The organism is Pseudomonas sp. GZD-222, assembly GCF_049310525.1.
Classification (GTDB): Bacteria; Pseudomonadota; Gammaproteobacteria; order Pseudomonadales; family Pseudomonadaceae; genus Aquipseudomonas.
The window spans coordinates 63120-80520 of sequence record NZ_JBMOWO010000130.1; the positions used below are offsets into that span (position 1 = coordinate 63120).

Sequence of the window (17401 nt, forward strand, 5' to 3'; positions counted from 1 at the left end):
GGGGTCGCGGTCAGGGTGAATGGGCATCGTCCGGTACGCTGTCGAGCAGCAGACCGCCGGTATCGGAGCCACCCAATACCACATAGGCACTGCTACAGAACAAAGAGTTCAGTCGTTTCATATCGGCAATCAGTTCCAGGTGCAAGGCGCTGGTCTCGATACTTTGCAAAACTTTACGTTGCAGTCGGCTGACATGGGCATGGGCCAGACGCCGCTCTTGGGCGCGAAAGCGGCGTTTTTCCCGCAGTAACTGGCGGGCACTTTCCGGGTCGGCACTGAGAAAGACTGACAATCCCAGGCGTAAGTTGGCAAGTAACTGGCTGTGCAGTCCGGTCAATTCCTCCAGGCCGACGTCAGAAAATTCCCGGCGCTGGGAAGTCTTCTGCTGCTGCACTTTGCGCAGCATGCGTTCGATCAGGTCACTGGCCAGCTTGAGATTGATCGCCAGCTCGATGATTTCGGCCCAGCGCTTGCTGTCCTGAGCGCTGAGGTCTTCGCGGGGCATTTGCGCCAGGTACAGTTTGATCGCGTTGTTCAGCGCTTCGACGTCTTCGCCCAGGCTGCGTACCTGCTGGGTCATTGCCGTCTGGGTGCCCAGTAGCACGCTGTGCATGGCGTCGAGCATGTTGTCGATCAGATCGCCGACCCGCAGGGTTTCGCGCACGGCGTTGGCCAAGGCCAGGCTCGGTGTGCTCAGGGCAGCGGGATCCAGGTGGCGTGGACGGGCGCGGCCGTTGACCTCTGCACGCTCCGGCAGCAGCCAGCTGCAGACGCGGGCCATGGGTTTGACTGTTGGCAGCATGATCAGGCAGCGCAGGCTGTTGTAGAGCAGGTGAAAACCGATCACCAGTTCCTGGGCGCTGAACGACAGGCTGTCCATCCAGTGCACTAACGGGTCGAGCACCGGAATGATCAGGATCAGGCCAATCAGCTTGTACAGCAGACTGCCCAGGGCCACCTGGCGCCCGGCGGCGTTCTGCATGCTGGTGCTGAGGAACGCCAACAGGCCGCTACCGATGTTGGCACCAATGACCAGGCCGATGGCTACCGGCAGGCTGATCAGTTCGGCACCGGCGAGGGTCGCGGTGAGGAGCACGGCGGCCAGACTCGAATAGGAAATCAGCGCAAACAGGGCGCCGACCAGGGCGTCGAGGAGAATGTCACCGGTCAGTGAGGCGAACAGCACCTTCACGCCTTGGGCCTGGGTGATGGGCGCAGCGGCCTCGACGATCAGTTGCAGGGCGAGGATGATCAGGCCCAGGCCGATACCGACGCGTCCCAGTTGCCCGGCACGGGTCTGCTTGCGCGACAGAAAGAAGATCACCCCGAGAAAAATCAGCAGCGGCGACAGCCATGACAGGTCGAAGGTCAGCACCCGCGCCATCAGCGCCGTACCGACATCGGCGCCGAGCATGATGGCCAGCGCCGGGGTCAGGGTCATCAGCCCCTGCCCCACAAAGGAAGTCACCAGCATCGCCGTCGCGTTACTGCTCTGGACCATGGCCGTTACCAGGATCCCGGCGACGAAGGCCAGGGGGCGCCTGGACATGTTCTGGCTCAGCACACGCCGCAGGTTGGAGCCGTACACCCGCAAGATGCCAGTACGCACAATGTGCGTGCCCCAGATCAGCAGCGCCACGGCGGAGAGCAGATTGAGCAGGGTCAGCATGGAACAGGCCCCCTGTTGAGCGTGCCCCAGCGGGGCAAATGGATGGTGCCGTGAGCCTGGCCTGATTGCAGGCGGTTTTTCCCAGTGCTCACTTAAGCTGTAGTCGGCCCGAGGGCTTGGCGCCAGCATCGCATAGCCAGCGCGGGCTTTGAAACCAAACTGTCATGAAAACAAATGAAAAAAGGCCCCGCAGGGCCTTTTTCCAGTCGCTCCAGGTTTACTGACCCGGAATGTCCTTGCGAAGTTTCACCGGTTCGCCTTGTTCCTGCTTTCTCTTGCGGGCCATGGCGGTGCGCATCTTGATGTTGATGGCCTCGACCGCCAGGGAGAAGGCCATGGCGAAGTAGACATAACCCTTCGGTACGTGCACTTCGAAGGCTTCAGCGATCAATACGGTACCCACCACGATCAGGAACGACAAGGCGAGCATCTTCAGCGATGGATGCTTGTCGATGAAGTTACTGATGGCGCCTGCACAAAGCATCATCACCAGCACCGCGACGACGATCGCCGCGACCATCACTGGAACGTGGGAAACCATGCCGACGGCAGTAATGACCGAATCCAGGGAGAAGACGATGTCGATAATGGCAATCTGAATGATTGTGTAGAGGAACTTGCCGCCTTTGCCGGCAGGTTCGTCATGGGTTTCATCTTCGCCTTCGAGGCCGTGGTAGATCTCCTGGGAGCTTTTCCATAGCAGGAACAGACCGCCGAAGAACAGAATCAGGTCGCGACCGGAAATACCCTGGTCGAACACCACGAACAGGTCGGCCGTCAGGCGCATGACCCAGGTGATCGACAGCAACAGCAGAATACGCGTGACCATGGCCAGGGCCAGGCCGAAGATCCGGGTACGCTGCTGCATGTGCTTGGGCATGCGGCTGACCAGGATCGAGATCATGATGATGTTGTCGATGCCGAGAACGATCTCAAGAGCCGTCAGGGTAAAAAAGGCAACCCAGATTTCTGGGCTGGTCAGCCATTCCATGTGTATTCCTTCGTGCGATAGATGCAGAGCGCCCGGGCAAGGGGCGCACTGCGGTTGTATGAAGCTGTTGTCTTATAGGCTGCTGAACAGTGGGAAAATTCCCATGAGCAGCGCGGCGAACATTATGCACAGGCAGACCAGCACTGCCCACTTCAAGGTGAAGCGCTGATGATCGCCGAAGTCGATGCCAGCCAGGGCCACCAACAGATAGGTAGAGGGTACCAGCGGGCTGAGTAGATGCACGGGTTGGCCGACGATCGACGCGCGAGCCATTTCTACTGGCGAGATGCCGTAGTGGCTGGCGGCTTCGGAGAGTACCGGCAGTACCCCGTAGTAGAACGCGTCGTTGGACATGAAGAAGGTGAACGGCATGCTCACGATCGCGGTGATCACCGCCAGGTAAGGGCCCAGGGCTTCAGGAATCACAGCCAGCAGGCTCTTGGACATGGCCTCGACCATGCCGGTACCAGACAGAATGCCGGTGAAGATACCGGCGGCGAAGATCAGCCCGACCACCGCCAGCACACTGCCGGAGTGAGCGGCAACGCGGTCTTTCTGCATCTGCAGGCAAGGATAGTTGACGATCATGGCGATACTGAAGGCGACCATGAACAGTACCGGCAGCGGCAGCAAGCCCGCGACCAGGGCAATCATCAGCGCCGTGGTCAGAGCACCGTTGAACCAGATCATTTTTGGTCGACGAGCATCGGGAAACTGCGAAACGCTGATTTCGCTGTGGTCGATTTCGTCACCTGGCAGGTGCAATTCGCCGAGGCGAGCGCGTTCACGCTTACCGTACATGTAGGCAATCGCGAGAATCGCCACTACCCCTGCAAGCATAGCCGGGATCATCGGTACGAAGATGTCCGAAGGGTCGACATGCAGGGCGCTGGCCGCACGCGCGGTCGGGCCACCCCAAGGGGTCATGTTCATCACCCCGCCGGCGAGGATGATCAGGCCCGCCATGATCCGTGGGCTCATGCCCAGGCGGCTGTACAGCGGCAACATGGCCGCCACGCAGATCATGTAGGTGGTGGCGCCGTCGCCATCCATCGACACAACCAGGGCCAGCACAGCGGTGCCCACCGAGACTTTCAGCGGGTCGCCTTTGACCATCTTGAGGATCTTGCGCACGGCCGGATCGAACAGGCCGGAATCGATCATCAGACCGAAATACAGGATGGCGAACATCAGCATCACCCCGGTCGGGGCGAGCTTGGTGATGCCTTGCAGCATCATCGGTCCGATATCGCCCGAGAAGCCACCGAACAGGGCGAAAATGATCGGCACCAGAATCAGGGCGATCAAGGCCGACAGGCGCTTGGTCATGATCAGGTACATGAAGGTGATGACCATGGCAAAGCCGAGGAAGGTCAGCATAGGAGTACTCCAGGCGTTTCGCGTCGAAGAGGAATCGAGTCGGGCGGATCAGCGCGCGAGGCGCAGCGCATGGAATAACGGAGGTGTTACAGCGGGGAGGCGGTTGTAAGCAAACATCAGAATCACCATTGTTGTTGTTAATTGGGCCGGGCGCTGCGCTGGAAGTCAGGTGCCCTGGCTGACCGGTCTGTGCCGGTAGTGGAGGTCATCCTAAGTCGGCAAGCTTTCAGCCAGCTTTCGCTGGCCCAAAGACGACGAGAGGTGCATTGTTGGCGGTAGGCAAATCAGGGTGGGAGGAGAAGCGATGCGCGATACGTATGAAGGCGGCTGCCATTGCGGCGCCCTGCGCTACCGGGTGCGAGGGCCCCTGGCGGACGTAGCCCACTGTCATTGCTCGGTGTGCCGGCGGGTCAGCGGTGGGCTGCTGGTGACCTGGGCGACCCTGTCGTGCGCTGATTTCCAGTGGTTGAGCGGTTCGCCGCAGTGCTACGACTCCTCTCCCAGCTGCGTGCGTTACTTCTGCAGCCGATGCGGGGCGCATGTGGCGCTGACCACGGACTTGAGCCCGGAAACCATCGACATCACCATCACCACGCTGGACCAGCCCGAAGTGGCCCGGCCCGCGCGGCATATCTGGACCAGTAGCCGCCTGCCCTGGCTGCACCTGGATGAGCAGCTTCCCGGCGAGCCGGAAGAAACCCTTTAGCTGTGCTGCTCAGGGGAGCTGCAAGCCACCTGCGGCCTTGTGCAGGGCTCGCAAATGTTCGCCGACCTGCTTGATGTTGGCTTCGACCGCGGCAATTTCCGCGGCCCGGGCCGGGCCGAGCAGTGCACGTACTTCTTTATCCAGATCGGCACTGAGGGTTTGCAGCTGCTTTTGTCGTTGGCTGGACTCGCTGATCAGCTGCGTGCGCTCCCCTGATTGCGGTAAACCGTAGCCGCTGCTGCCCAGCAGCTCTGCGGGGCGGCTGAGAAATCCGCTGTTGGCGAGAATCTGCTGCAGCGTGCCGTTAGCCTTGGCCACGCTGGCATCATTGGCTGCCCGTCCGGTCAGATAGCGCTGTTTGACTTCGTCCTGGGCCAGTAGCAATTGCTTGCGCAAGCTGGCCTGCTCCAGCAGCAGCAGCGCTGCACTGGTGCGCAGATCGGCCTGGGCGAACCATTGCTGGCGCTGACTGGCAGATTGATCCAGCCAGGTTTCGACGCTGTCCTGGGGAATTGGAAGTTGCTGTTTAAGCACCAGGAACATGGCCTGGTAACGGTCGCGATAGGAGTCGAAGCGATAGCCCAGGCGCAGTGCCTCGCGCGGGTCATCGAGGACACTGACATCGGCCAGCCCGCGTCCTTGCAGCACTTCCAGCAAACCATTGGGCACGATGCTGTCGAGGTCTGCCAGGCGCGGGTTGGCGGTGCCGCTGCGTAACAGCTTGAGGGTTTCTACTGCACAGTTATTGGACAGGAAGTAGTAGTTGCCGTCGTAGCTCCAGTGCATCTCGGCCGCTTGGCGGACCAGGCTTTCCAGCTCGTTGCGCTCAAACTTCAGCGGGATCGAGGCGAGACTGCGCAGTTCGGTCTTGGTGTACTCGTCGATGACCTGGGCCAGGGGCAGGACGAACAGGCGTGACGGATAAGCCCCGGTCAGGCCGTCCCAGCTCGACAGTTGCACATCATTGACGAAGGCGCGGTACGACAACACCAGATGCTGATCAAGGTCGAGCCGACAGTCAGGTCCGCGTGGGCGGCCAGGGGCGCAGATAACCAGGCGCAGCATGCTGTGGCCCCAGCGGCTGACCCAGTTCTGGTTGGCTTCGGCCAGCAGGTAGTCCACGGCGTAGACGCGCTCCGGGTCGATCTCGCCTAGTGGCGTCTTGGCGAAGTCGTTACCGGCATTGAGAAAAGGTAGCGCTTGCGGGCAGGCCGGATGTTCAGGTGCCCAGTCGAAGTGCGCTTTCAGGTAGGCGTGCAGCGCCGGACGCCGGCAGGCGAAGCTCGGGTCCAGGAGGAAATACTCCATGTTGACCGCAATGAATTCCTTGGGGCTGCTCAGTTCGTAGCTATCGGGGCTACGGGCGACCTGGCGGTTATGTTGTTCTCGCTCCCCTCGCCTGCCCACATATTGCGGCCAGCCGGCCAGATCGAGCAGACGCGGATCATCGCTGAGGGTAAAACGCCGTTCAGTCTGGCCGCGGCACTGTTCGGGCAGGCCAACCTTGCCCTGGCTGTTCAAATGCCGGGCACATTGATTGATCAGGCGTCGTTCGCTGCCCTGCCAGAGCCGTGCGCGGTCATAGAGGTGCGTCAGCTCATGGAGGACAGTGGCGAGCAGCTCCTGGCGTACTGTGCCATGAGGGCGGCCGGTCTTGCTGGTAGCAGCGCTACCGTCGGTGAGGCCGGGCAGCAACCGCCGATTGAGCTCGAGTGTCGATACCAGTGATGCCTGGCCGTAGGCATCTTCAGGCATCTTTGTGCTCCAGCTGACCTGGACTCGGCGGTCCAGTCGCGCTTTGAAGCTGGGCGGCAGCGCCTGTATGGCTTCATCCAGCAGCGCCTGGCTGGCGCGCTGTTGTGCAGGCTCCAGACCTTCCGTCTGCAGTCGCAGCTGCAGATCGGCCAGGGCTGGGCTGCCCAGCAACGTCAGCAGGCCACCCAGCAACCAGGCGCGCAGGGTGCTCACAGAGCGAGAATGGCTTCAGCCAGAACCTGATCGCTGGCTTGGCGTGCTTCAGGTACGCGCTGGCGCAGGGTATCAAAGGCGGCTTCCAGTTGGGCACCGCGGATTTCGCCGCGGCTGGCAACGTAACTGGCGGCATCGTCACGGGCTTCACGCACGACTTTCGAGTCACGGATCGAAGTGGTGGTATCCGAGGTGAAGTCAATCGTACGACCGAACGCACGGACGATGATGTTGCTGGTGGCCACCAGGGTTTGTGCCTGGGCTACATCGGCCAGCAACAGAAGGCCAAGGGTGGCGGCAATCAGCGGGTTACGCATGGAGCATCTCCGGAAAAACAGGGGTAATCATTGGACGAGAATTGCCTGCGCCAGTTCAAGGTCCGCGGCAAGAAGTTCGGGATTGGCCTCGCGCAAGCGGTTCAAGGCGGCCTGCAGTCGGGCACCGCGTAGCTGGCCGTCGCTGGCGACAAACGCAGCGGCGTCATCGTGAGCTTCCAGCAGCCGCTTGCGATCGAAGGGCGCCGAGGTCACCTTGCTGGTGACGTATCCACTGACGACAAGATTATTGGTGGTGAGGTCCAGCGCCTGAGCGGCACCGGTCCAGCACAGCAGCAGAAACAACAAGGTCAGATAACGCATGGGACTCATGAGGCTGATAAATCAGGCGGCAAAGGCTATCCCAATGCACTGGCAAGGACCAGTGCAGGGTGCCCGGCTTCATTGCATGTTGTTACATGATTGAAGCCGGTGTCAGGCGGGCTCAGAGCGCCAGGATAGCCTGGGCCAGTTGCGCGTCGCTGGCTTGCAGGCTTGGGGCCTGCTGACGGATGTGGGCGAAAGCGCTTTCGAGCTTCACACCGCGGATCTCGCCGCTGCTGGCAACGAAGCTGGCAGCATCGTCACGGGCTGCACGCACGATTTTGTCGTCACGGAACGACGAAGACACATCAGAGGTGGCGTCGGTGGAAGCGGCAACTGCGCCTACGACAGCATCAGTGGTGACGACGAAACTGGTGGCGTTGGCGGTGGAAGCCAGGGCCATTACCAGGGCGGCGCCAAACAAGCGTGAACGGAACATGGTCGATCTCCTAGTTTTAGGCGGGTTCTTTGTGTCAGACGCACGCTCAGCCGGTTGCGCTACTTATTACCAAGCTGGGTGCTCTAAGGGTATCACGCGATCAGCGTCTGCGAGTTGGACAAGGCCGGAGCAAGATTTATCAACTGTACCTATAAATAATAACTATTTCAAAACTGTACCTGTCGCGTTCGCAGCCGCTCTATTCCGCGGCTTATGAACGAAAAAACCCGTCAGCAGTGACCTGCGACGGGTTTTCGGAATTCGAGGTGCCGACCTTGGCCGGCGAGCCCTGCATTAACGCCAGAACGGCTTGCTCAGCTCTTCGTAGCGTTGTGCTTCGCTGATACCGGCGTCAGCCAGCAGGCGCGAATCCAGACGGGCCAACTGGTGGCGGCTGGCGATGCGGCGTTGCCACAGCATCAGGTTGGCCAGCAGGCGCAGTGGCAGCGCGGCCTTGGATTGTTCGTTGCGTTCAAAAACCAGATCGGAACTGAGGGTACGTTCCATGATGTCATCCTTCCGCTTGTGGCGGCATTAGGTAGTGATTTAACTGATGCCAATGATCCTCCTCTGTCGTCCATAACAGTAGATACAGTTCAACTACATTGTGATGGTCCAGTTAACTGTTTTAGAGGACTGTTGCGCTCTGAACAGGCACAACTGTACCGGTCAGCACTAAAGTGGTGCGTTTTCGGTCATGAGTTTGATGAGGGGCAGGAAACGCGGGGTAAAAACACCGGTACAGTAGAACAGTTTTTGTTTGTTCGAGTATTCCAACTGTTCAGCCGGTGCGCATTGCGCGTCACCGGCTGAAAACTGTGCGGCTTAGCTGGCGAGCATGCGCCCGGTTTCTTCCAGGTTTTCGTGCCAGGCCAGGGCTTCGCGCAGGATATGCGGGGTATGACCACCCTTCTCGCAGGCGCGAGTGAAGTAGTCATTCAGCGCTTCGCGATAGTCCGGGTGCACGCAGTTGTCGATGATCACCCGTGCGCGCTCGCGTGGCGCCAGGCCGCGCAGGTCGGCCAGGCCTTGCTCGGTGACGAGGATGTCGACGTCGTGCTCGGTGTGGTCGACGTGACTGACCATTGGCACCACGCTGGAGATCGCACCGCCTTTAGCGATGGACTTGGTGACGAAGATTGCCAGGTGGGCATTGCGGGCAAAGTCACCCGAACCACCGATGCCGTTCATCATCCGCGTGCCGCACACGTGCGTGGAGTTGACGTTGCCGTACAGGTCGAACTCAAGGGCGGTGTTGATGCCGATGATGCCCAGGCGACGAACCACTTCAGGGTGGTTGGAGATTTCCTGCGGACGCAGAACCAGTTTGTCCTTGTAGCGCTCCAGGTTGCCGAAGACGTCGGCATTGCGACGGCTCGACAGGGTGATGGAGCTGCCAGAGGCAAAGCTCAGCTTGCCGGCGTCGATCAGGTCGAAGGTTGAGTCCTGGAGTACTTCGGAGTACATGGTCAGGTCTTCGAATGGCGAATCGATCAAGCCGCACATCACCGCGTTGGCGATGCTGCCGATACCGGCCTGCAGCGGGCCGAGCTTGTTGGTCATGCGCCCGGCGTCGACTTCCTGCTTGAGGAAGTTGATCAGGTGGTTGGCGATGCCCTGGGTTTCATCGTCTGGCGGCAGCACAGTAGACGGTGAGTCCGATTGATCGGTGATGACGATGCCGACAATCTTGGCCGGATCGATCGGGATCGCGGTGCTGCCGATGCGATCGTCGACTTTTACCAGCGGGATCGGTGTGCGGGTTGGCCGGTAGGTCGGGATGTAGATGTCGTGCAGGCCTTCCAGGTTGGAGTTGTGGGCCATGTTGATTTCGACGATCACCTGTTTGGCGAAGATCGCAAAGCTGGCCGAGTTGCCCACCGAGGTAGTCGGCACGATGTGGCCTTGCTCAGTGATGGCAACCGCTTCAATGACGGCGATGTCCGGCAGTTTCAGTTGCTGGTTACGCAGTTGTTCGACAGTTTCCGACAGGTGCTGGTCGATGAACATGACCTTGCCGTCGTTAATGGCCTTACGCAGCGTGCTGTCCACCTGGAATGGCATGCGGCGGGCCAGAACACCGGCTTCGGTCAGTTCCTTGTCCAGGTCGTTGCCCAGGCTGGCACCGGTCATCAGGCTGATCTTCAGCGGCGATTGCTTGGCTCGCTCAGCCAGTGCATGGGGCACAGCCTTGGCTTCGCCGGCGCGGGTAAAACCGCTCATGCCGACGGTCATGCCGTCCTCGATCAGGCCAGCGGCATCAGCCGCACTCATTACCTTGCTGTGCAGGGAGGACAAGCGGATACGATCACGGTACATGGATTGTTATCTCAGGCTACTAAAGCTAGATGCGCAGTCTAGTGATTTAGCGGCCCGGCGTCCCGCGACCAAGGTCGAATGCGAAGGCCTGAAACAGAGCCTTCTGTCGCTGGGACGGGCATTAAAAAGCCCCAGCCGGTGCCGCGCTGGGGCTAATTGTCACAGCCTGGAAAAGACTTAGTCGACAGCCTTGACCATGTCCTCGATGACCTTTTTGGCGTCGCCGAACACCATCATGGTTTTGTCCAGATAGAACAGTTCGTTATCAAGGCCTGCATAGCCACTGGCCATGGAGCGCTTGTTGACGATGATGGTCTTGGCCTTGAACGCCTCGAGAATAGGCATGCCGGCAATGGGCGACTTCGGATCGTTCTTTGCTGCCGGGTTGACCACGTCGTTGGCGCCGAGCACCAACACCACGTCGGCCTGACCGAACTCGGAGTTGATGTCTTCCATCTCGAACACCTGGTCGTACGGTACTTCGGCTTCGGCCAGCAGTACGTTCATGTGACCAGGCATGCGCCCTGCCACCGGGTGAATGGCGTACTTAACGGTGACGCCGTTGTGGGTCAGCTTCTCGGTCAGCTCCTTGAGTGCATGCTGGGCACGGGCTACCGCCAGGCCGTAGCCCGGAACGATAATCACGGTGTCGGCGTTGCTCAGCAGGAAGGTAGCGTCGTCGGCCGAACCGGATTTCACCGGACGAGCCTCTTGCGCGCCGGCTGGACCGCCAGCATCCGCCGCGCCGCCGAAGCCGCCGAGGATCACGTTGAAGAACGAACGGTTCATTGCCTTGCACATGATGTACGAGAGGATGGCACCGGACGAACCCACCAGCGAGCCGGCAATGATCAGCATCGAGTTGTTCAGCGAGAAGCCGATACCGGCCGCCGCCCAGCCCGAATAGCTGTTGAGCATCGACACCACCACCGGCATGTCGGCGCCGCCGATCGGGATGATGATCAGCACGCCCATGATGAAAGCGAGGATCAGCATCAGGGCGAAGGCGCTCAAGTTGCCGGTAAAGGTGAAGACCAGACCCAGGCCGATGGTGGCCAGGCCCAGCACCAGGTTCAGCTTGTGCTGGCCGCTGAACTGTACCGGTGCGCCCTGGAACAGGCGGAACTTGTACTTGCCAGACAGCTTGCCGAAGGCGATGACCGAACCGGAGAAGGTGATCGCACCAATGGCAGCACCGAGGAACAGCTCCAGGCGGTTACCGGTCGGGATCGGGTCGCTGATGCTGGAGACGATACCCAGCGACTGCGGCTCGACCACGGCGGCAATGGCAATGAACACTGCCGCCAGACCGATCATGCTGTGCATGAAGGCAACCAGCTCAGGCATCTTGGTCATTTCAACGCGCTTGGCCATGATCGAGCCGGCGGTGCCGCCGACCAGCAGTCCGACAATCACGTAACCGATACCATCAGTGGCCAGCTCCGCGCCCAGCTTGTAGATCAGGCCGACGGTGGTGATGATTGCCAGGGCCATGCCGAGCATGCCGAACAGGTTGCCGCGCCGCGAGGTGGTCGGGTGCGACAGGCCCTTGAGCGCCTGGATGAAGCAAATCGAGGCGACAAGGTAGAGAAGTGTTACCAGGTTCATGCTCATGTTTACTGCTTCCCCTCAGCCTTCACGGCTTTCTTCTTGAACATCTCCAGCATGCGCCGGGTGACGAGGAAACCACCGAATACGTTGACCGCTGCCAGGGCCACCGCAAGGGTGCCCATGGTTTTGCCCAGCGGCGTGACGGTCAGCGCGGCGGCCAGCATGGCACCGACGATGACGATTGCGGAAATGGCGTTAGTAACCGCCATCAGAGGGGTATGCAGTGCCGGGGTGACGTTCCACACCACGTGGTAACCGACATAGATCGCCAGCACAAAAATGATCAGGTTATAGACGCCGTGAGAGATCAGCATGTCTTCCATTGTCTGGCTCCTTATCCGTTCTTGCGGATGATCTGGCCGTCGCGGCACATCAGGCACGCGGCGACGATATCGTCTTCGAGGTTGATCACCAACTGACTGTCCTTATCGAACAGCAGCTTCATGAAGTCGAGCAGGTTGCGTGCATAGAGCGCCGAAGCATCCGCCCCGACCTGCGCTGGCAGGTTGGTCGGGCCGACGATGGTTACGCCATTCTCGATCACCACCTGGTCGGCAACGGTCAGCGGGCAGTTGCCGCCCTGGGCTGCGGCAAGGTCAATGACCACCGAGCCCGGTTTCATTTGCGCAACGGTCTCGGCGCTTAGTAGCGTCGGTGCCTTGCGCCCGGGAATCAGGGCGGTGGTGATGACAATATCGGCCTGCTTGGCGCGCTCGTGCACGGCCTGGGCCTGACGCTGCATCCAGCTGGCGGGCATAGGCCGGGCGTAGCCACCGACACCGACAGCGCATTCGCGCTCTTCATCGGTCTCGTAGGGCACGTCGATGAACTTGGCGCCCAGCGACTCGATCTGCTCCTTCACCGCCGGACGCACGTCCGAGGCTTCGATCACCGCACCCAGGCGCTTGGCCGTGGCGATGGCCTGCAGCCCCGCTACGCCGGCACCGAGAATCAAGACGCGAGCGGCCTTCACGGTCCCGGCGGCGGTCATCAGCATCGGCATGAAGCGTGGATAGTGATGGGCCGCCAGCAGCACGGACTTGTAGCCGGCAATGTTGGCCTGCGAAGACAGCACGTCGAGGCTCTGCGCCCGTGAGGTGCGCGGTGCAGCCTCCAGGGCGAAGGCGGTGATGCCCTGTTCAGCCATCTTGGCGATGATGTCGTTGTTGAACGGATTGAGCATACCCACCAGAACGGTGCCGCTCTTGATTTGGGCCAGTTCGCTATCGTTGGGAGCCACAACCTTAAGTACCAGCTGTGCGCCAAACGCATCGGCTGCGCTGCCAATGGCAGCGCCTACTGCTTCATAGGCACTGTCCGGAACGCTGGCATTGATGCCGGCGCCACTCTGGACGGTGACCCTATGCCCCTGACCAATCAGTTTCTTGATGGTTTCCGGGGTTGCAGCAACCCGTGTTTCGCCCGTCTGCGTTTCGAGAGGAACACCAATGTGCACGTCAAATCTCCTGCGTGATCTTTTGTTGGTAAACCAGCGCACTGCGGATGGTGCTTCTGGGGCGGCCGATCAGCACGATCCCGCCGAATTGTGGCGGGGCGCGGCATTTTGCAGGTGATTCCCGAGTTGCTTCAACCGGTTTTGAAGGGTGACGGTAATCAAACTACAAGTCACCCTGTGACCGAATGTCGCAAGAACCGGCCTGGAGCCCGTCAAATACGGGCTTCAGGGAGATTACGGTAAATTTTGAAAAAATTCCGCCGATTTCTCTGAATGCTGTGTTCAAAACGCGATTTATGCGCTGAAAGCCGCATGATCAGCAGGGTTAAGGGGCGCTGGAGGGGTATTGGAACAGTTGTGCGAATTGCGACATTTACGTACATCTGTAGGGCTCCATTTTAACTGACTACGGGGTCAAGTTATGCTCTCGTCCTTGTGCGCTGCGGCGTAGCGCTCGGCTTCAGCGACCAGCCAATCGCGAAATGCGCGCAATGAAGCGGACTCTACCTTGCGTTCCGGGATCATCAGGTAATACGCCTTGATGCTTGATAACCCATGTCGGTTGGCCACAACCAGGCGCCCTTCTGCCAGTTCCCGCTGGATCAGGAACGGTGGAATCAGCGCCACGCCCATCTCATGCATGGCTGCCTGTGCCAACATCGAGAATAGCTCATAGCGCGGGCCGGTCATGTCGCGGGCAACGTTCATGTCCAGGCTGTTGAACCATTGGCGCCAGGCATAAGGGCGCGTGGTTTGTTGCAGCAGTGGCAATTGCGCGATCTGCGCGGCATCCAGCTGCCCTGCTCCCCCCAGTACGCTGGGGCTGCACACCGGTACCGGGTTCTCGCTCATCAATCGATGGGAGTGCGTGCCGGACCAATCGGCATCCCCGAAATAGATCGCGGCATCGAAAGGCGTGTCGGCAAAAAGGAAGGGCCGCGTGCGGTTGGTCAGGTTGACGGTGACTTCCGGATGGCGCTGCTGGAAGTCCTTGAGCCTGGGCAGCAGCCATTGGGTGCCGAAGGTCGGCACGACGGCGAGCTCGATGACGTTGGCGCCCTGCTGGCCCATCACCGACAAGGTATCGCGCTCCACCGCATCCAGCTGCGTGGCGACCCGGCGGCTATAGGACAGGCCCGCCTCGGTGAGTTTTACTCCGCGGCGCGAACGGCGAAACAGTTCGACATTGAGAAACTCCTCCAGCCCGGCAATTTGCCGACATACGGCGCCCTGGGTCAGGGACAGCTCTTGTGAAGCCTTGGTAAAGCTCTCGTGGCGGGCTGCGGCCTCGAAGCAGACCAGGGCCGCAGTGCTGGGGATCTTTCGCCGCATGTACGTCAACCTCACTAATAAGGCGCAGGGATGGCCTTTCTGGTCGTTACGGAGTGAGAAATTATCACAAGACTATGCGTATTCCTCGTTTGTCTCGTCGGCTGATCAGGCCTAGGATCAATGCACAACATCTCTGGTCCCATTTTTCGAGGATTCGCTCATGGCCGGTAAAGCAAGCTTCAACTGGATCGACCCGCTGTTGCTCGATCAACAGCTCACTGAAGAAGAGCGCATGGTGCGTGACAGCGCTTATCAGTTCGCCCAGGACAAGTTGGCCCCGCGCGTGCTGGAAGCTTTCCGCCATGAGCAGACTGATCCGGCAATCTTCCGTGAAATGGGCGAAGTCGGCCTGCTCGGCGCGACCATCCCTGAGCAGTACGGCGGCAGCGGCCTGAACTACGTTTGCTACGGCCTGATCGCCCGTGAGGTCGAGCGTGTCGACTCCGGATACCGCTCGATGATGAGTGTTCAGTCCTCGCTGGTAATGGTGCCGATCAACGAGTTCGGTACTGAAGCAACCAAACAGAAGTATCTGCCTAAACTCGCCAGCGGCGAGTGGATCGGTTGCTTCGGCCTGACCGAGCCTGATCATGGCTCCGACCCGGGCTCGATGATCACCCGGGCGAAGAAAGTCGAGGGTGGCTATCGCCTGACCGGCAACAAGATGTGGATCACCAACAGCCCGATCGCTGATGTGTTCGTGGTCTGGGCCAAGGACGATGCCGGCGATATCCGCGGGTTCGTTCTGGAAAAAGGCTGGCAGGGCCTCAGTGCACCGGCCATTCACGGCAAGGTTGGTCTGCGTGCGTCGATCACCGGTGAAATCGTCATGGACAACGTCTTCGTCCCAGAAGAGAACATCTTCCCGGACGTGCGTGGCCTGAAAGGTCCGTTCACCTGCCTGAACTCTGCGCGCTATGGCATCTCCTGGGGTGCGTTGGGCGCTGCCGAAGCCTGCTGGCACACCGCTCGCCAGTACACCCTGGATCGCAAACAGTTCGGTCGCCCGCTGGCTGCCAACCAGTTGATCCAGAAGAAGCTGGCCGACATGCAGACCGAGATTACCCTGGCCCTGCAAGGTTGCCTGCGTCTGGGGCGGATGAAGGATGAAGGCACTGCAGCGGTCGAGATCACGTCGATCATGAAGCGCAACTCCTGCGGCAAGGCGCTGGATATCGCCCGTATGGCTCGCGACATGCTTGGCGGCAACGGCATCTCCGACGAGTTCGGCGTAGCCCGCCACCTGGTCAACCTGGAAGTGGTCAATACCTATGAAGGTACCCACGACGTGCATGCGTTGATCCTCGGTCGCGCACAAACCGGCATCCAGTCCTTCTATTAATAAGGAGCCAGCCCATGGGCGCGCTATCTCATCTGCGGGTGCTGGATCTGTCGCGAGTGCTGGCCGGCCCCTGGTCCGGGCAGATTCTCGCTGACCTCGGGGCCGAAGTGATCAAGGTTGAGCGCCCGGGAACTGGCGATGACACGCGCGCCTGGGGGCCACCCTTCCTCAAGGACGCCTACGGCGAGAACACCAGTGAGGCGGCCTACTACCTGTCGGCCAACCGCAACAAGCGTTCGGTAACCATCGACTTCACCCAGCCTGAAGGCCAGCGCCTGGTGCGTGAGCTGGCGGCAAAGTCCGATGTGGTTATCGAGAACTTCAAGGTCGGTGGCCTGGCTGCCTACGGCCTGGACTATGAAAGCCTGAAGGCGCTCAACCCGCGGCTTATCTATTGCTCGATCACCGGCTTCGGCCAGACCGGGCCGTATGCCAAGCGTGCGGGCTACGACTTCATGATCCAGGGGCTGGGTGGGCTGATGAGCCTGACCGGCCGTCCCGAGGGTGATGAAGGTGCCGGGCCGGTGAAGGTGGGTGTAGCGCTGACCGATATCCTTACCGGTCTGTACTCCACTGTGGCGATCCTTGCTGCCCTCGCCCACCGTGACCAGGGTGGTGGCGGCCAGCATATCGATATGGCATTGCTCGACGTCCAGGTAGCCTGCCTGGCCAACCAGGCCATGAACTACCTGACTACCGGCACGCCGCCGCGGCGGCTGGGCAATGCGCATCCCAATATCGTGCCTTACCAGGACTTCCCGACTGCCGACGGTGATTTCATCCTTACCGTGGGTAACGACGGGCAGTTCCGTAAATTCGCCGAAGTCGCCGGACAGCCGCAATGGGCGGATGATCCACGCTTTGCTACTAATAAGCAGCGGGTAGCCAATCGTGCCGAGCTGATTCCGCTGATCCGCCAGGCCACGGTGTTCAAGACTACCGCTGAATGGGTGGCGCAGCTGGAGACGGCAGGTGTGCCTTGCGGGCCTATCAATGACTTGGCGCAGATGTTTGCCGACCCGCAGGTCAAGGCGCGGGGCCTGGCTATCGAGATGGCGCATCCGCTGGCTGGGCAGGTTCCGCAGGTGGCCAGCCCGATTCGCTTGTCTGCTACGCCGGTGGAGTATCGCAATGCGCCGCCGCTGCTGGGGGAGCACACTCAGCAGATACTTGGCGAGGTACTGGGGCTGGATGCGGTGGAGATCGAGCGTTTGCAGCTGGCCAAGGTGGTCTAGTTACCTTCTCTTCTATATAGGTACGGCGTTTCAGGGGCTTATTGTCATAAGTTTGAAATAAGTCCTTGACGTGCCTGCAGATCTCTCTATAATTCGCCCCACTTCCGGCGCAGTCGGAACGGAAAACTCCTTGGGATTCAACGAGTTAGATGTTCCAGGTAGTGCCGGAGGGGCTTCGATCGAAAGATCGGCAGCGGTGAAAAAGGTGGTTGACAGCGGATTGAAACGCTGTAGAATTCGCCTCCCGCTGACGAGAGATCGCAGCGAGTTAAGCGGTTGAAGTTGAAAGAGAAATTCTGAAAAACTTCAAAATAA

The 17401-nt window shown here is 60.2% G+C and carries 16 protein-coding genes; 3 read left to right on the plus strand and 13 right to left on the minus strand.

Annotated elements, in window-relative coordinates; genetic code table 11:
* Nucleotides 1-10: 10 nt before the first annotated feature.
* From ACO6VD_RS24890 to ACO6VD_RS24900, 3 genes are all read right to left on the minus strand, one after another.
* Entirely contained in the window at nt 11-1669 is a 1659-nt protein-coding gene (locus ACO6VD_RS24890) for a Na/Pi cotransporter family protein (RefSeq protein WP_422422593.1), read from the minus strand.
* 217 nt (nt 1670-1886) lie between these two features.
* Nucleotides 1887-2660, minus strand: a complete 774-nt coding sequence (locus tag ACO6VD_RS24895) for a TerC family protein (protein WP_422422594.1) — start codon at nt 2658-2660, stop codon at nt 1887-1889.
* A 72-nt stretch (nt 2661-2732) separates the two neighbouring features.
* A complete protein-coding gene (locus ACO6VD_RS24900) occupies nt 2733-4040 on the minus strand; it encodes a CitMHS family transporter (RefSeq protein ID WP_422422595.1) in 1308 nt (435 codons plus the stop codon).
* A gap of 304 nt (nt 4041-4344) precedes the next feature.
* Here ACO6VD_RS24900 and ACO6VD_RS24905 point away from each other — a divergent pair, with 304 nt between their 5' ends.
* A complete protein-coding gene (locus ACO6VD_RS24905; RefSeq protein ID WP_422422596.1) occupies nt 4345-4746 on the plus strand; it encodes a GFA family protein in 402 nt (133 codons plus the stop codon).
* Between the two features lie 9 nt (nt 4747-4755).
* Here the strand turns inward: ACO6VD_RS24905 and ACO6VD_RS24910 are convergent, their stop codons facing one another.
* The 10 genes from ACO6VD_RS24910 to ACO6VD_RS24955 all read right to left on the minus strand — a co-directional run bounded on the left by ACO6VD_RS24910 (nt 4756) and on the right by ACO6VD_RS24955 (nt 14509).
* The gene (locus ACO6VD_RS24910; protein WP_422422597.1) at nt 4756-6714 is read right to left on the minus strand and encodes a DUF4105 domain-containing protein; all 1959 of its coding nucleotides are present in this window, start codon (nt 6712-6714) and stop codon (nt 4756-4758) included.
* A complete protein-coding gene (locus tag ACO6VD_RS24915; RefSeq protein ID WP_400172136.1) occupies nt 6711-7031 on the minus strand; it encodes a DUF2388 domain-containing protein in 321 nt (106 codons plus the stop codon). The genes ACO6VD_RS24910 and ACO6VD_RS24915 overlap by 4 nt, the downstream gene beginning before the upstream one ends.
* 27 nt (nt 7032-7058) lie before the next feature.
* Entirely contained in the window at nt 7059-7352 is a 294-nt protein-coding gene (locus ACO6VD_RS24920; RefSeq protein WP_400172135.1) for a DUF2388 domain-containing protein, read from the minus strand.
* Between the two features lie 121 nt (nt 7353-7473).
* Nucleotides 7474-7791, minus strand: coding sequence for a DUF2388 domain-containing protein (locus ACO6VD_RS24925; protein WP_400172134.1), 318 nt, complete (start codon nt 7789-7791; stop codon nt 7474-7476).
* Nucleotides 7792-8085: 294 nt separating this feature from the next.
* Nucleotides 8086-8298, minus strand: coding sequence for a DUF1127 domain-containing protein (locus ACO6VD_RS24930; protein ID WP_400172133.1), 213 nt, complete (start codon nt 8296-8298; stop codon nt 8086-8088).
* 318 nt (nt 8299-8616) lie between these two features.
* Nucleotides 8617-10110, minus strand: a complete 1494-nt coding sequence (locus ACO6VD_RS24935) for an acetyl-CoA hydrolase/transferase family protein (protein WP_422422598.1) — start codon at nt 10108-10110, stop codon at nt 8617-8619.
* 177 nt (nt 10111-10287) lie between these two features.
* Nucleotides 10288-11724, minus strand: coding sequence for an NAD(P)(+) transhydrogenase (Re/Si-specific) subunit beta (locus ACO6VD_RS24940; protein WP_422422599.1), 1437 nt, complete (start codon nt 11722-11724; stop codon nt 10288-10290).
* Between the two features lie 2 nt (nt 11725-11726).
* Entirely contained in the window at nt 11727-12044 is a 318-nt protein-coding gene (locus ACO6VD_RS24945) for an NAD(P) transhydrogenase subunit alpha (protein ID WP_157190694.1), read from the minus strand.
* 11 nt (nt 12045-12055) lie between these two features.
* Entirely contained in the window at nt 12056-13177 is a 1122-nt protein-coding gene (locus ACO6VD_RS24950) for a Re/Si-specific NAD(P)(+) transhydrogenase subunit alpha (protein ID WP_422422600.1), read from the minus strand.
* 414 nt (nt 13178-13591) lie between these two features.
* On the minus strand, nt 13592-14509 hold the full coding sequence (locus ACO6VD_RS24955) for a LysR substrate-binding domain-containing protein (RefSeq protein WP_422422601.1): 918 nt from the start codon (nt 14507-14509) through the stop codon (nt 13592-13594).
* 160 nt (nt 14510-14669) lie between these two features.
* Here ACO6VD_RS24955 and ACO6VD_RS24960 point away from each other — a divergent pair, with 160 nt between their 5' ends.
* Both ACO6VD_RS24960 and ACO6VD_RS24965 read left to right on the plus strand, forming a co-directional pair.
* Complete coding sequence (locus ACO6VD_RS24960) at nt 14670-15851, plus strand: acyl-CoA dehydrogenase (protein ID WP_400172128.1); 1182 nt, start codon at nt 14670-14672, stop codon at nt 15849-15851.
* A gap of 14 nt (nt 15852-15865) precedes the next feature.
* Nucleotides 15866-17086, plus strand: a complete 1221-nt coding sequence (locus ACO6VD_RS24965) for a CaiB/BaiF CoA transferase family protein (RefSeq protein ID WP_422422602.1) — start codon at nt 15866-15868, stop codon at nt 17084-17086.
* Nucleotides 17087-17401: the final 315 nt, after the last annotated feature.

Coding starts and splice junctions, on each gene's coding strand:
- ACO6VD_RS24925 (WP_400172134.1), bottom strand. CDS start 7,791: ATGTTCCGTTCACGCTTGTTTGGCGCCGCCCTGGTAATGGCCCTGGCT.
- ACO6VD_RS24955 (WP_422422601.1), bottom strand. CDS start 14,509: ATGCGGCGAAAGATCCCCAGCACTGCGGCCCTGGTCTGCTTCGAGGCC.
- ACO6VD_RS24940 (WP_422422599.1), bottom strand. CDS start 11,724: ATGAGCATGAACCTGGTAACACTTCTCTACCTTGTCGCCTCGATTTGC.
- ACO6VD_RS24945 (WP_157190694.1), bottom strand. CDS start 12,044: ATGGAAGACATGCTGATCTCTCACGGCGTCTATAACCTGATCATTTTT.
- ACO6VD_RS24930 (WP_400172133.1), bottom strand. CDS start 8,298: ATGGAACGTACCCTCAGTTCCGATCTGGTTTTTGAACGCAACGAACAA.
- ACO6VD_RS24900 (WP_422422595.1), bottom strand. CDS start 4,040: ATGCTGACCTTCCTCGGCTTTGCCATGGTCATCACCTTCATGTACCTG.
- ACO6VD_RS24890 (WP_422422593.1), bottom strand. CDS start 1,669: ATGCTGACCCTGCTCAATCTGCTCTCCGCCGTGGCGCTGCTGATCTGG.
- ACO6VD_RS24895 (WP_422422594.1), bottom strand. CDS start 2,660: ATGGAATGGCTGACCAGCCCAGAAATCTGGGTTGCCTTTTTTACCCTG.
- ACO6VD_RS24920 (WP_400172135.1), bottom strand. CDS start 7,352: ATGCGTTATCTGACCTTGTTGTTTCTGCTGCTGTGCTGGACCGGTGCC.
- ACO6VD_RS24960 (WP_400172128.1), top strand. CDS start 14,670: ATGGCCGGTAAAGCAAGCTTCAACTGGATCGACCCGCTGTTGCTCGAT.
- ACO6VD_RS24935 (WP_422422598.1), bottom strand. CDS start 10,110: ATGTACCGTGATCGTATCCGCTTGTCCTCCCTGCACAGCAAGGTAATG.
- ACO6VD_RS24905 (WP_422422596.1), top strand. CDS start 4,345: ATGCGCGATACGTATGAAGGCGGCTGCCATTGCGGCGCCCTGCGCTAC.
- ACO6VD_RS24915 (WP_400172136.1), bottom strand. CDS start 7,031: ATGCGTAACCCGCTGATTGCCGCCACCCTTGGCCTTCTGTTGCTGGCC.
- ACO6VD_RS24965 (WP_422422602.1), top strand. CDS start 15,866: ATGGGCGCGCTATCTCATCTGCGGGTGCTGGATCTGTCGCGAGTGCTG.